This window comes from Capnocytophaga canimorsus (assembly GCF_002302565.1).
Taxonomy (GTDB): domain Bacteria; phylum Bacteroidota; class Bacteroidia; order Flavobacteriales; family Flavobacteriaceae; genus Capnocytophaga; species Capnocytophaga canimorsus.
In genome coordinates, this window is the sequence record NZ_CP022382.1 from 672,887 (window position 1) to 687,131 (window position 14,245).

At 35.5% G+C, this 14,245-nt stretch carries 16 protein-coding genes; 3 read left to right on the forward strand and 13 right to left on the reverse strand.

The window, feature by feature from the left end:
- Window positions 1–66: 66 nt before the first annotated feature.
- From pdxH to CGC47_RS02950, 6 genes are read right to left on the reverse strand one after another with little or no spacing between them, the layout of a single operon-like run.
- Window positions 67–711 (reverse strand): pyridoxamine 5'-phosphate oxidase, encoded by a 645-nt coding sequence (pdxH, locus tag CGC47_RS02925; RefSeq protein WP_042000039.1) that lies wholly within the window; start codon window positions 709–711, stop codon window positions 67–69.
- Between the two features lie 10 nt (window positions 712–721).
- Window positions 722–1,633, reverse strand: coding sequence for a ribonuclease Z (locus CGC47_RS02930; protein ID WP_095899961.1), 912 nt, complete (start codon window positions 1,631–1,633; stop codon window positions 722–724).
- Window positions 1,633–1,959 carry a hypothetical protein gene (locus CGC47_RS02935; protein ID WP_013997588.1) on the reverse strand — a complete coding sequence of 109 codons (327 nt, stop codon included), beginning with the start codon at window positions 1,957–1,959 and terminating at the stop codon, window positions 1,633–1,635. Before CGC47_RS02935 ends, CGC47_RS02930 begins: the two co-directional genes overlap by 1 nt.
- A gap of 14 nt (window positions 1,960–1,973) precedes the next feature.
- The gene (locus CGC47_RS02940; RefSeq protein WP_018279200.1) at window positions 1,974–2,906 is read right to left on the reverse strand and encodes an aspartate carbamoyltransferase catalytic subunit; all 933 of its coding nucleotides are present in this window, start codon (window positions 2,904–2,906) and stop codon (window positions 1,974–1,976) included.
- Between the two features lie 45 nt (window positions 2,907–2,951).
- The gene (gene pyrR, locus CGC47_RS02945) at window positions 2,952–3,512 is read right to left on the reverse strand and encodes a bifunctional pyr operon transcriptional regulator/uracil phosphoribosyltransferase PyrR (protein ID WP_095899962.1); all 561 of its coding nucleotides are present in this window, start codon (window positions 3,510–3,512) and stop codon (window positions 2,952–2,954) included.
- Window positions 3,513–3,516: 4 nt separating this feature from the next.
- The gene (locus CGC47_RS02950) at window positions 3,517–5,892 is read right to left on the reverse strand and encodes an O-antigen ligase family protein (RefSeq protein WP_095899963.1); all 2,376 of its coding nucleotides are present in this window, start codon (window positions 5,890–5,892) and stop codon (window positions 3,517–3,519) included.
- Between the two features lie 359 nt (window positions 5,893–6,251).
- Between CGC47_RS02950 and fahA the strand changes: the two genes are divergently transcribed.
- Together fahA and gpmA are read left to right on the forward strand one after the other, a co-directional pair.
- Entirely contained in the window at window positions 6,252–7,547 is a 1,296-nt protein-coding gene (fahA, locus tag CGC47_RS02955; RefSeq protein ID WP_042000013.1) for a fumarylacetoacetase, read from the forward strand.
- A gap of 87 nt (window positions 7,548–7,634) precedes the next feature.
- Complete coding sequence (gpmA, locus tag CGC47_RS02960; RefSeq protein ID WP_042000010.1) at window positions 7,635–8,381, forward strand: 2,3-diphosphoglycerate-dependent phosphoglycerate mutase; 747 nt, start codon at window positions 7,635–7,637, stop codon at window positions 8,379–8,381.
- A gap of 68 nt (window positions 8,382–8,449) precedes the next feature.
- On the opposite strand, the gene CGC47_RS02965 is transcribed toward gpmA, so the two are convergent.
- From CGC47_RS02965 to pyrE, 4 genes are all read right to left on the reverse strand, one after another.
- Window positions 8,450–9,508 carry a nucleoid-associated protein gene (locus CGC47_RS02965; RefSeq protein WP_013997594.1) on the reverse strand — a complete coding sequence of 353 codons (1,059 nt, stop codon included), beginning with the start codon at window positions 9,506–9,508 and terminating at the stop codon, window positions 8,450–8,452.
- Window positions 9,509–9,541: 33 nt separating this feature from the next.
- A complete protein-coding gene (locus tag CGC47_RS02970; RefSeq protein ID WP_041986710.1) occupies window positions 9,542–10,069 on the reverse strand; it encodes an IS1096 element passenger TnpR family protein in 528 nt (175 codons plus the stop codon).
- 107 nt (window positions 10,070–10,176) lie between these two features.
- On the reverse strand, window positions 10,177–10,569 hold the full coding sequence (locus CGC47_RS02975) for an orotate phosphoribosyltransferase (protein ID WP_013997596.1): 393 nt from the start codon (window positions 10,567–10,569) through the stop codon (window positions 10,177–10,179).
- A gap of 9 nt (window positions 10,570–10,578) precedes the next feature.
- On the reverse strand, window positions 10,579–11,220 hold the full coding sequence (gene pyrE / locus CGC47_RS02980; protein ID WP_042000007.1) for an orotate phosphoribosyltransferase: 642 nt from the start codon (window positions 11,218–11,220) through the stop codon (window positions 10,579–10,581).
- Window positions 11,221–11,228: 8 nt separating this feature from the next.
- Between pyrE and CGC47_RS02985 the strand changes: the two genes are divergently transcribed.
- On the forward strand, window positions 11,229–11,819 hold the full coding sequence (locus CGC47_RS02985; RefSeq protein WP_013997598.1) for an NUDIX hydrolase: 591 nt from the start codon (window positions 11,229–11,231) through the stop codon (window positions 11,817–11,819).
- Between the two features lie 60 nt (window positions 11,820–11,879).
- On the opposite strand, the gene CGC47_RS02990 is transcribed toward CGC47_RS02985, so the two are convergent.
- The 3 genes from CGC47_RS02990 to speB form a co-directional block, all read right to left on the reverse strand.
- The gene (locus tag CGC47_RS02990) at window positions 11,880–12,182 is read right to left on the reverse strand and encodes a hypothetical protein (protein ID WP_013997599.1); all 303 of its coding nucleotides are present in this window, start codon (window positions 12,180–12,182) and stop codon (window positions 11,880–11,882) included.
- A gap of 95 nt (window positions 12,183–12,277) precedes the next feature.
- Window positions 12,278–13,252: a deoxyhypusine synthase family protein gene (locus tag CGC47_RS02995; RefSeq protein WP_013997600.1), complete on the reverse strand. Its 975-nt coding sequence runs from the start codon at window positions 13,250–13,252 to the stop codon at window positions 12,278–12,280.
- 126 nt (window positions 13,253–13,378) lie between these two features.
- Entirely contained in the window at window positions 13,379–14,233 is an 855-nt protein-coding gene (gene speB, locus CGC47_RS03000) for an agmatinase (RefSeq protein ID WP_042000003.1), read from the reverse strand.
- Between the last annotated feature and the right edge of the window lie 12 nt (window positions 14,234–14,245).

A 14,245-nucleotide genomic window follows, 5' to 3' on the forward strand; every position in this document is an offset into this window, starting at 1 on the left:
TTATTGAATATGCAAATATAAAAATTTTAAAAGAAAAGTATAAAATTGGGTATGAAATACTTAATATCAAGGTGCCAAACGTTCTACCTTCCAATCGTAATCATCAGTTAGCGTGTATCTGATGCGGTCGTGCAATCGGTTGGGACGACCCTGCCAAAATTCAATGGATTGTGGACGTACTAAAAATCCGCCCCAGTACTCTGGACGAGGCACTTCATCGGTATATTCTTCTTCCAATTTTTTTAATTCCTCTTCCAGAAATTTTCTCGACGGAATGACCTCACTCTGCGGAGAAACCACTGCTCCGAGCTTACTCCCTAAGGGACGCGATTCAAAATATCCATCGGAAAGATTTTCAGCTAATTTCTCTGCTACACCCTTGATAATCACCTGTCGCTCCATACTTGCCCAAAAAAACGACAAACAAACATTCGGATTTTGAGCTATCGCTTTGCCCTTCTCACTCAAATAATTCGTATAAAAAATAAACCCTTCGTAAGTATATTTTTTCAAGAGAACGACTCGTGTTTTCGGAAATCCATCAAGCCCAATAGTGGAAACGGACATTGCATTAGTTTCCTCAACCCCACCATTTTCCTCAACTTCATAAAACCAAGTTTGAAACAATTGTATGGGATTGTCAGGAACGTTTGCTTCCAACAACTCCCACTTTTCGTAACTTTTTCGATATTTACTTAAATCTTCTTGCATCATCATTTCGTTAATTATGAAAAACAAACTTCTTTCCGTCTTCGCTTAAATGAACATTAGGGAAAATTTCTTGTGCTTCATTTAAAAACAATTTTTTATCGGAATATCTTGACGAATAATGCCCCAAAATAAGCGTTTCCGCGTGGGCTTTTTTCGCGGTCAATCCCGCTTGAAAGGCTGTGGAATGCATCGTTTTGGTTGCCAAATCATTATGTTGTTTTAGAAATGTAGATTCGTGATAAACCACCCTCACCCCCTGAATCGCATCAGCTAATGCTTCAAAATACAGTGTATCACTACAATAGGCATAACTTTGCGGAGGAATTGGGTCGAAACTTAAAAGCTCATTTGGAACCACTTCTCCATTTTCTAACTCAATATCTTTTCCATTTTTTATATTCTGATAATCACAAATTTGTATTCCGTAATTTTGAATAGCATCTATATTCAAACGACGTTCGGTTTGTTTTTCCTGAAATAGAAACCCGTTAGTATAAACACGATGTTTCAAAGGAATAGTCCGCACTTGTACTTTTTCATCATCAAGCAATATTTCGGAAACCTCTGATTCCAATTCGTGGAAATGTATGTAAAAAGACGACCAAGCTCCGCCTAATTTCAGCAGAAGTAATATCGCTTCCTTGATGCCTTTTGGTCCGTAAATGTGTAATTCGGTTTCTCTTCCCAAAAGTTGAAAGGTGGAAATCAGCCCTGGTAAGCCAAAAAAATGGTCACCGTGCAAATGCGAAATAAAAATATGTTTGATGCGTGAAAATTTAACATTAGCATTACGCAGTGCCATTTGCGAACCTTCCCCGCAATCAATCAAAAACAAATGCCCTCGCATTTCCAAAACCTGCGAAGACGGACGAGTATTTGCCCGAGGTGTAGCACTATGACAACCTAAAATAGTGATTTCCATCAGATACCTAAATCTCGTTGAATTTCTTCCATTTCAATAATATCGTAAGCCTCTTGTAATGTGGGAGTTACATTTACTTCATTAGGAATATTTCCGTACGTAATCTCATCATTTACAATAACAATTGACCTTTTATTCGTTTTATTATGAAATTTTGAAATCTCAACAAAAGGCTTTAAATCCTTATTTTCCAAATCTTTAACAGACAATAAATCTAATATCAAATGGAATGATTTTAAATTTTCATCATTTTTAAAATTTGAAATAAAATCCGAAAAATCTGATTTTGAAATCTTTAAAACTTTTATATCCTTTTCTTTAGTCATATTAAAAAACTTGGTTATGATTGATTTATTTTTGAAGCCAACAGATAAATTACTGCCATTCGGATTGCGACTCCATTTTCGACTTGCTGAAGAATTACAGATTGCTTAGAATCAGCAACTTCACTGGTAATTTCTACTCCTCGATTAATCGGTCCTGGGTGCATTACAACGATTTCTTTAGGTAAAGAATCCAATATTTCTTTGGTAAGTCCGTATTGCTGAACATACTCGCGTGTGGAAGGGAAATAGCTGATATCCAGACGTTCATTTTGTATCCGAAGCATATTCGCCACATCGCACCATTCCAAAGCCTTACGCAAATCAGTTTCAACTCCAACGCCGAGCTCGTGTATATATTTAGGAATGAGTGTTTTTGGACCGCAAACTTTCACTTGAGCACCTTGCAATTGCAATGCAAAAATATTAGACAACGCCACTCGCGAATGCAATATATCTCCCACAATTACAACCTTTTTACCCGCTACATCTCCCAATTTTTCCCGAATGGAATACGAATCCAGCAAAGCTTGTGTGGGGTGTTCGTGAGCTCCGTCTCCTGCATTTATGATGGAAGCCTTTACGTGTTTCGACAGAAAAACTCCAGCCCCTGGGTTAGGATGTCGCATAACTACCATATCTACTTTCATTGCAAGGATATTATTCACCGTATCTATCAGCGTTTCTCCCTTAGTCACAGAGGATTGCGATGCCGAAAAATTGATAATATCTGCGGACAAACGCTTTTCAGCCAACTCAAACGAAAGTTTGGTTCGAGTACTGTTTTCAAAAAATAAGTTTGCAACGGTAATATCACGCAGTGAAGGAACTTTTTTTATCGGTCTGTTGATAACCTCCTTGAAATGGTCGGCGGTTTCGAAGATTAATTGTATGTCTTTCTCTGTCAGATATTTAATTCCCAATAAATGATTTACACTTAACTGACTCATATTGTTGTATATACTTTTTTGAAGAAGATAAAATCTTCTTAATCCTTATCCTTTATTCATAATATAAATGGCGTCTTCACCATCGTTTTCTTTCCATTTTACCACAACGCGTTCTTCATTAATCGCATCTACTTGCCTTCCTTTGTAATCGGGCTGAATAGGCAAATGCCGACTGAAACGTCTGTCGATAAGTACCAAAAGTTCAATTTCAGATGGACGTCCAAAGGACTGAATCGCTGTGAGTGCTGCACGAATGCTTCTTCCTGTGTGAAGCACATCATCAATAAAAACCACTCGTTTGTTCTCGACAATGAAATCAATTTTGGTAGAATTCGCTTCCAGAGGCTTAGTTCCTCTGCGGAAATCATCACGGAAAAAGGTGATATCCAACAAACCCAAGGAAATATTTTCAATTTTGTATTTCTCTTCAAGTAGTCCTACTAAACGTTTTGCCAAAAAAGCACCTCTTGGTTGTATCCCTACAAAGGCTGTATTTGAAAAATCTCCGTGATTTTCAATTAATTCACACGCCAACCGATTCAGAATTACGTTAATTTCTAATGGACTAAGTAGTGTTTTTTTATGTTGTTCACTTTGTTCTATCATAGTGTTAAAAAGTTAATCTGTCTAAGTTTGTTTTTGCTTCATTACTTCCTGCTTTCCAAGCTTTTTCATAATATTTTTTAGCATTTTTACGGTCGCCAAGCAAATAAAAACAAGAAGCTCTGATATTATTCATACTGGGAGTTAGGGTTCCACCGAGTTGTTCTTGTTTAACCATATCTGTTAGGGCTTCTTTATATTTTTGCGTGTAATAAAAGCAAATGGCTCTAAATCCGTAAGCGTCAATATGATTGGGTACTTTTTCTAAAAAAGAAGTGTACGCATCAAGAGCCTTAACATAATCTTTTTGGAGATAAAATTGCTGAGCTTTAACAAGAATCGGTGCAAATTGTTCCATCTGTACCCTTGTGGTAATTTTATTACGATTACTTATAACAGATTCGTTTTTAGGCAGATGTACAAAGGCACTATCTAAAGTGGCTTTAGCTTGGTGAATTAGGTTATTTTTTTCTTGCAAATACGCCAAAGCATTCCAAGCTTGAGGTTCATTTTTCACATTTTTAAGGAACGATTGCCAAAGCTCAATGGATTCTTTCTCTTTTCCCATATTATTCAAGGCAAAAGTTTCCAAGTTCAAACTACCAAAAAAGTTGGGTTTTATGCCTCTTGCTTGATGGGCATACTTGTAAATACTATCATAATTTTTTTCTTCTGGTAAAAAATAAGATAACGCCAAAAAATATTCTTTACGAGCATCCCAAGGGCTGTAGTTGATATTTTTCAATATTTTACGTGCTTGCTCAAACTTTTTCTCATCCATTAAATAACGTGCTTTTTCAACATCTACAGGTTCAGCTACAGCAGTAAGATTAGGTATTGTAGGATAATTATCAATAAGATAGCTTGAATGCGACTTGGTTTTACGTATCTTATTTTGTTCCTCCTTTACCATTCGTTGTATTTTTGAGGAATCGAAATACATTTTTTGAACCACAACATTTCCAAAATTAACCACAAATACTACAATACCAAGCAGAATTACCCATAGATTTCTATGTTTTGGGTTTTTCGAATTGGCTTTTGAAAAATAAATTACCCCAAAGGCAACTGCAATTCCTACGTAAATAGCAAAAAGTGACTGAATTTCAGGGCGATCTTGTGGGAAATTAAAGAAAGCATCAAAAGCATAAGCAAAAAGCCCTAACAAAGGTAAAAAAAACCATTTTTCTTGCTCGGTGTCCTTACGTTTATAGGTAGCTATCAAGAAATAGTATGCTGATAGAATAAAAATCGCTAAAAAAGCAAGTCCTGCAAAGATACCCGATTCGACAGGAATTTCCAAAAAATCATTATGATTCTTATACATATAAATGTAATGAGGGCTATATCTGTTTTCGTATTCCAAATATCTTACCTTCCAATTACCAACCCCTACTCCTAATATAGGGTCTTTTTGAATCATTTCGATGGAGGTTTTCCAAGCTGTCAAACGTAAATCATTATTACCATCTTTATTAGCAATACTTGCCATTCGTGTAGAGAAACTAGTAGCTTCGCGTCTTTCCTTAGGATACATATAGTGCTGTACGAAAGAGAATACCCCAAAGGCAAGTAGCACCAATCCTAGATGACTTAGCGCTTTAACTCCCGTTTGCTTATTTTTCAGAAAGATATAATTCAAAAATCCGTAAATAAGCAAAAGCACCATAGTTACGATAGTTGCCAAATAAAAGGCACGTGTACTCATAAAAAAGATACATAAAGTACCCAAAACTACGGCAATCCCTCCAAAAATGCGTTTCCAATCTTTTTGAAAATAGAAAAGCCAAACGGCGAAAGGTATTTTAATAAACATCGCAGAGGCTAATATGTTTTTATTGGAATATGAGGCTTTTATATCATAATCGGCTCCTATACCTTTTACTATTTTGGAAACCCCTCCTAAAGTCTGCAAAACATCAAAAAGAAGCAATAAAGTCATCGCAATTGCTAAAATAATCACACTTTTAGGATGATAAAGTACTAGTGCCGAAACCATCCAAGCTGCCATAAACGCTGTAAAAAGCTTAAAGAAGTGGAGTATCGCCTCGGGAATATTAATCGCTTTGGTAAAGGAAAATAAAGCAAATAACATCAAAACACTGAAAGCAATACCTATTTTATTACCAAAAAAACCTAAAAGCACACGAGTTTTAGCTCGAAATTCCCTATTAAAAAATACAACTGAAGCCACAACAAGGTTCAAAATAGCAAAAGTGAAAAATTTGGGAGCATTCGAGTCAAAAGCCATCCAATTGGGTGTCAATACCGTAATATAACCATAAGCCATAAGCAATAACCCGCTAATAAATTGCAATAAGACAGAATTCTTAGTCAACTGAATTGTTTTTTCTCTATTATCAATGCTTACCTTTTTTTTCATAAATCAATGAGTTACTTTAGATAATGTACTTTTTGCTATGTTGCTACAAATCTAAACATTTAGTGGGTAAAAATAGTATTTTATGAAATGAAATTTTTTAATTAAAATGGTAAATATCTAATTTTGTTTTATTTACCAAACTACAAGAATTATATCAAGAAAACTAAATTCACAAAGATTTTCTATAGCACGTTGAAGTTACACGTAACGCTCTTCTCTCTAAAGCTAAAAAAATGGATTAAGATTTGATAAAAACCATTCTCAATTGATTTTTACTCGTTAAAAATATTAGCCATTTGGTTTGATTTTGTCTGATAAATGATATATTTGTTGGCAGAAAAATATAAACTAATATCATAATGGCAGAAAAAATCATTGCAGCGTCACGGAAGTCGTGGCTGGAAGTTGCTGATAACTCGGATTTTCCGTTGCAAAATATCCCTTTTGGCGTTTTTCTTACTCCCGAAGATGTTATTACCATCGGTACACGCATAGGTGACACCGCTATTGACCTCGGGGCTATGCACCAACTGGGCTATTTTGAAGGTATTTCGCTTACTGATGATATTTTTTTACAAGATAGTCTAAACGATTTTATTTCTGATGGAAAAAAAACTTGGCGTTTAGTACGCCAACGCATTGCCGATGTTTTTGACCAAAACAATCCTACCCTTCGTGATAACTTGAAACACCGAAAAGCCATTTTGTTCGATTTGGATGAAATTGAAATGCAATTGCCTGTTCAAATTGGTGATTATACCGATTTTTATTCGTACAGAAATCAAATCACCTATATGGAAACACTGATGAAAATTCGAAATGAAGAATGCTCATTGGATACTCCGTTAAACTTCCCGTTAGGGTATCACGGAAGAAGTTCTTCGATTGTACCCTCTGGAATTGGAATTCATCGTCCGCACGGTCAAATCTTACCTAAAAATGCTAATTCACTAATGCTCTTGCCCTCTAACGAGGTAGATTTCGAGTTAGAAATGGCTTTTATCACTACCGATGCAAACAGCCTTGGTGAGAGTGTTTCTATTGAAGAGGCAGAGGATTATATTTTCGGTATGGTACTTTTTAACAATTGGAGTGCCCGAGATATTCAAAAATGGGAATATACCCAACCAGGTTCATTTTTAGGGAAGAATTTTGCTTCGTCCATCTCTCCGTGGATTATCACTTTAGATGCGTTAAGACCTTTTCGTATCAAAAAGGAAAATCAAAACCCATTACCTCCCGCTTATCTTCAAAAGAAAAACCATCATACGTATGATATCAATTTAGAGGTTTTTCTAACCACTGAAAAAGGAAATACTACAGCGCTATCCAAAACGAATTTTAAAAACACTTATTGGAGTATTGCTCAACAGCTTACACACCACACCATTAGTGGTTGTAAAGTAAATAGTGGCGACCTTATGGCAAGTGGTACCATATCGGGGAATACCCCAGATAGTGGTGGATGTCTTTTGGAAATCACCGAGGGTGGAAAGAAAAAAATTACACTCAATAACGGACAAAAACGCACTTACTTAGAAGATAATGATACAATAACCATAAAAGGATATTGTAAAAATGAAGAACTTCGTATCGGATTCGGAGAAGTTAGCAATACTTTATTGAAGCCTTTCGAGAAAAAAGATTACAAATAAAAACGGATAAAAATATCTTTATTCTACATAAAATTACTACCTTTGTAGGAGTTTAAAAAATAAATAATAACCAAAAAATAAATCAAAATGTACAAACTGGTTTTATTACGCCACGGACAAAGTGAATGGAATAAATTAAATTTATTTACAGGTTGGCACGATGTTGACCTAACAGAACAAGGAGTTGAAGAGGCTCGTCAAGCAGGAAAAATTATGAAAGAGGAAGGTTTCCGTTTTGATGTTGCTTATACCTCTGTACTTAAAAGAGCCATCAAAACCCTCAATCACGCTTTAGAAGCTATGGGTGATTTATGGGTGCCTACTCACAAAAATTGGCGTTTGAATGAAAAAAGTTACGGAGCGCTTCAAGGAATGAATAAAGCGGAAACAGCTGAAAAATACGGTGAAGACCAAGTGCTTTTATGGAGACGTTCGTACGATGTTCGTCCGCCACTAATTGAAGAAACTGATGAGCGCCATCCTTCACACGATCGTCGTTATGACCAGCTCTCAGCAACAGATAAAACTGCTGGAGAAAGTCTTAAAGACACTTATGATCGTTTGCTTCCGTTTTGGCATAGCGATATTGCTCCTGCTGTAAAAAGCGGAAAAAGTGTTATCATAGCTGCTCACGGAAATAGCCTTCGCTCTTTGGTTCAGTTTTTAGACAACCTTAGCGAGGCAGAAATCCTAAAACTAAACATTCCTACAGGAGTACCTTTGGTATATGAATTAGATGCCAATTTAAAACCTATTAAAAGCTACTATTTAGGCGACCAAGAAGCTATTGCAGCGGCTATCAACAATGTAGCTAATCAGGGAAAATCTAAATAATTAAATATTTTATTTAAAAATAAATAAGGCGGACTTTCAGTCCGCCTTATTTATTTTCCTGTTAACTTTTAACTTTTTTGTTCTTTATTGAAATAAACCAAATAGTAATACATTTGTTTTTCTTGGTCCCAACCTTTTTCTACAAATTTTTCGGCTGATTCCGGATTGATAAAATCCAAACGAATTTGAATGTTCGTATCCAAATCAATTACGTTTTTGATTTTCTTACGAACATCTGAAACTGCCTTGTTAGCTATTGGGAAACTAGACACATCTTCTATTTTGTATTTAGGTCCTTTTTCTACTTTATAGTTTCTGAACTCAGGGATTAAATCTGGATTATCAATAACCTCATTCATAAATGCAGTTTCCTCAAACTCATCATTTTTAGCAAAATAATTGATTGCCCGATTCATAAACATCACTTCTTCTTTTTTGTCTTCCGCTGGAAGTATAACTTCCTTGGCAAAATCCTGACTGAATTTCAAATATTTTTTAGTAAAGAAATTTTCATCAATCAAAGCATCAACCCCTAAGAAATTTTCAAGCCAATACTTAGTATCATAACGATTGCTATCTACCGAAAGTACCTTATATCCTTCTTCTTTATTCACATTGAAGATGATACAGCCTTTGTCCAATTTATGAATATTTACACCTTCTTGTATAATGATTTCCAGCTGATTTTGTTGCTCTTCAAATTGTAGAAAGTTATGTTTCATTTCCGACTTGAAGATACCCACCGCACTCACTTTCTGATTATCCAAAAAAATATCGTGAAGAAGGGTAACATATAACTCACCACTTTTGATATGCGGATGATTGGACTGATTGTAAAGATGTTGAGCTATTTTTTTAGAGACTTGATGAATTGAATTTTCATTTTCAAAAATGGAAGTTATCAATTGATAAAGTTCGTTGAATTCCACATCTGCATCGTGTGAAAATCGAAAATAATTTTCTTCCTTTTCTCGAAAGGGTTTGAAAAAATATTCTTTAAGCAATCCAATAATTTCATCGTTGAGTGCATAGGGTTGCTCGGAGATAAAAAGAGGTTCTCCTTTACTTTGATTTCCAATGCGATGAATAGATAAACTATCGATATGCGTATTGTATAAATTAAGCATATTTATTTCCTTATTTTTTCAAATTTTTAAGTTTTAGTAATAATCTTCACGGTAATCATCGTCTCCATAACCGAACTCGCCATAGTCCTCTTCATCCATATCAAAATCACTGAATTCGTCTTCAAACTCATTAAAATCGTCTGATTCGAAGTTTTTCTCAGGAGCTTCAGCAGGAATACTTCCGTGAGCAAATAAAAGTGCAGGATAGCTTAAAGACTCTGTTTCTTGCGAAATTTCTTTCAATTCCACAAAGAATGTCCACATATTGAAAAAGTCATAAACATAGAGTAATTTGGGTTGGTCTTCATCTACCACATTTTCTATGGTTTCTTCTTGCATCAAACGAGTTTCTCCATTTTCGGAAAGGTCAAAAAGGGTAATTTCTTCACCTTGATTCCAATCGTCATCCGACAAATAAAACGACGCCATTTCATCTCCAGCAAACCCAAAAGCTTGAGTAATAGCATTGTGTAAATCCTCCAAATTAGCGGTTCCTTCAATAGCTATATCACGGATAACATCCTCTTTTACATCGAGAATTACTCTGAATTTATAAATCATATTCTTAAAATTTTACCCAGCAAAGATAAGAATTTCAATGAATGATTTACCTTATTTTCGTTGCTTTTTAGAAAAGAATAAATTCAAAAATATCAATAAATTAAAAATTAAAGAATTGTCATTTTATCTGCCAAGGTTTCAATAAATTTAGCAATAGGCGATTTTATCATCATAGCCATCATCGGATTAAAATTCCCTTCAAAACAGAACTGCACTTGTGTTTCATTTTCCGAAATCGACTCTAAATCAACTTTTAATAAAAAAGGAATCTTACCATCCTTGGCTTTCAAAACCATTTGACGATAAGCAGATGCCTCTGCCCTTTCCAAAGCAATTTCTGGCATCCCCTTTAAGGCAAATACAAAAGCATCTGCTCCTAACATTTCAAATTTTTCTATAGATTCAGGCATCAATTTTTGAAAATTTTCAAGATGATTTAAAAAACTGTAAACCTGTTCATCTTTTTTCTGAATTACTACTTTTTTAGATTCCAATTTCATAATATATAATTATTGTCGCCATTTCGACGGATTCTCACGCCAACTCTTAAGCATTTCTAACTCATTTTCAGAAATATACCCTATATTTAAAGCTTGTAAAAGTAAATTCTCATAATTGCTTAAAGTGTGCAACACTACATTTTCTTGCTTAAAATTTTGGTGAGCTGTTTCAAAACCGTAAGAAAAGACTGCCAACATTCCTAACACCTCAGCTTGAGCCGATTTAAGTGCTTTAACGGCATTTAAACTACTCATTCCGGTACTGATTAAATCCTCAATTACCGTTACTTTTTGCCCTGACTGCAAAGCACCTTCTATTTGATTTTGCCTTCCGTGTTTTTTAGGCTCAGGACGTACATAAATAAAAGGTAAGCCCAACTTATCTGCCACAAGCATACCCATACCAATAGCTCCAGTGGCAACTCCTGCAATTACCTGCGTTTGCGGATATCGCTCTTGAACCTCTCTTGCCATTTGCTGGGCTATATAATTACGAATTTCAGGATATGAAAGCACTACACGATTATCACAATAGATGGGCGACTTCCAGCCCGATGCCCAAGTAAAAGGATTTTCAGAATTCAATTTTATTGCTTTTATTTGCAGTAAATAATCGGCTGTTTTTTGAGCTGTATTCTTATCTAAAACCATTGTTTATGATGTATGAAATTTTTGTTAATGATAAGTCAATCATTTTGACAAATATAAAAGATAATACGGATACTATCAAATATTTTCCGCTAAAAGATGTCTCTATCGAATTTATTATGGAAGAGTTGGAGAAAAAAGAAGTTGAAAAATTGTATCTATATCATCCAAAATCAGAAAAACTACTCAAAAAATTCAAAAAGAAACTATTGGTTATCAAGGCAGGAGGGGGTATTGTTACCAATTCAAAAGGAAAAATTCTGTTTATCAAAAGAAAAAATAAATGGGATTTGCCCAAAGGGAAAAAAGAAAAAGGAGAAAATATAGCTACCAGCGCTTTGCGTGAAGTGGAAGAAGAAACAGGAGTTAAAAAATTGAAAATCAATAACTTTAAAACCATTACTTACCATATTTTTAAAAGAGATGGAAAATATCAGCTCAAAGAAACCTATTGGTACGAAATGACCAGTGATTACAAAGGCAAACTCACCCCACAAACTGCTGAAGATATTGAAAAAGTATGCTGGAAAAAACCAGATAAGTTGGAAAAAATCGTGAAATCATCTTACAAGAATATACAGCGACTTTTCGGAATCGTGTAAACGTAAAAAGAGGGATTACAAAATTGTAATCCCTCTTTTCATACTTTGTGATAGCCCGAACTAATCTTCTTCTTCCATACTTTCTTCTGGAATTTCCAAAGTTGCCGATTCAATATCGCCAGAAGCATCGGCATTAAAGTCATCGTCTTCATCGAAATTCTCCATCGTATCGGCTAAACGAGTACTTACTTTAACCAAGTAAATAACATCGTCGGTACGTACCTCCAAAGCCTCTACGGTTTCATTTTTCGCATTTTTAAAGCGAATCACATCGTCATCTCCATAACCATCTGGATATTTCTCTACCAAAATGGATAAAATTTCATTTGTTAGTTTCTTATAATCAACGATTACTCTCTTCATATAAAAAATTATTTTTGGACGGCGAAGGTAAATGAATTTTTAAAATTAAAAAATAAAATAATTCAAATATTTTTTAGCTTTATTGACTTCATTATTTACTGCCCTAAAATGTATGCAAAAATTAGTGGAGCTACAATTGTTGCATCGGATTCAACGATGAACTTAGGAGTGTCAATATCCAATTTTCCCCACGTGATTTTTTCATTCGGAACGGCACCTGAATAGGAACCATAACTGGTTGTTGAATCAGAGATTTGACAGAAATACGCCCAAAAAGGTACATCAGTCCATTCCAAATCTTGGTACATCATCGGCACCACGCAAATAGGGAAATCTCCTGCAATACCTCCACCAATTTGGAAGAAGCCTACACCTTTTCCGCCAGAGTTAGCTCTGTACCACTCTGTTAAGTACACCATATACTCAATACCTGATTTCACTGTCGAAGCCTTCAAGTTGCCTTTAATAACATTCGACGCAAAAATATTTCCTGTAGTTGAATCCTCCCAACCTGGACAAACAATAGGTAAGTTACGTTCAGCAGCAGCTACAATCCAAGAGTTTTTCGGATCAATTTCGTAGTATTGTTCCAATACGCCTGAGTTTACCACCTGGTATAAAAACTCGTGTGGAAAATAACGTTCTCCATTCTTTTCTGCTTTATGCCAAACCTCTTCCAAATGCTTTTGCAAACGGCGGAAAGCCTCCTCTTCAGGAATACAGGTGTCCGTTACTCGATTGTAATGATTTTCAAGAAGTTCCCACTCGTCCTGAGGCGTAAGGTCACGATAATTTGGTACACGTTTGTAATGCGAATGTGCCACAAGGTTCATCACATCTTCCTCAAGGTTTGCTCCTGTACAAGAAATAATATCCACTTTCCCCTGACGAATCATCTCTGCCAGTGAAATCCCCAGCTCGGCAGTACTCATCGCTCCGGCAAGAGAAACCAACATTTTTCCGCCTTCCAAAAGATGCGTTTCATAGCCCTTTGCCGCATCTACCAATGCCGCAGCGTTGAAATGCAAGAAATTCTTTTCTATAAATTGTGAAATAGGTCCTTTACTCATTGTTTTTCTTTATTTTATGTTTGATACAAATATGATTATTATTTTTAATAAAAATTCAGCCTATTAAAATCAAAACGATTTAGAAAAAAGCCGAAAAAAAATTGGATTTCTCGGCTTATTAACGTTCTATTTTTTAGCAGTATGATAATAAGCTAACATTTTATAATAAAGTTTAGCTGCTAAAAAGGCAGTAGGCTTAGCCGCAGGGCTATCCATAAGTTCCACAATATCAAAGGCTACCACATTACATTTTTTAAATACCTTATGTAATAATTCCAAAGTAGGATACCATTGCAATCCGCCTGGTTCAGGGGTTCCTGTAGAAGGCGCAAAGGCAGGGTCAAAAGCATCTAAATCAATGGTTATGTATACATTACCTGAAACCTTAGCCAATACCTCATCTATCCAATTCGGATTTTTAGCTATTTGATGCGCAAAGAAAACACGACCTTCTGGCAAATATCGTTTTTCTTCAGCATCCATAGAGCGGATACCTACCTGCACCAAATTATGCTTTTGGTTAGCTTCAAAAACCGCACAAGCGTGGTTACAAGCCGAGCCGTGAAAATCAGGACGCAAATCCGTATGAGCATCTAACTGTAAAACGGTCAGATTATCATATTTTTCGCCCACCGCACGAATAGCACCTATTGATACCGAGTGCTCTCCTCCAAAGAGAGTAAATAGTTTTCCTTCATTTTTAAGCAATTCTTTGGTTTTCTGATAAACTGCTTCTGTCATTGCCTCAGGTGAAGCATTTTCTGAAACCTCTCCTGCCAAATAAACACCTTCCAAATAGGGCTCCGTATCGGTTTCTATATCATAAAGTTCCATATTTTCGGAAGCATTCAAAAAAAGTTCAGGTCCTTTATCAGCCCCTTTCCCCCAAGTTGAAGTTCCGTCATAAGGCACGGTAATTAGCATTACTTTTGAATTTTCCAGCGTTGCATTTTTCTCTGGAATAGCTGCATAAGTTCTCATTTTTCTTCTTGT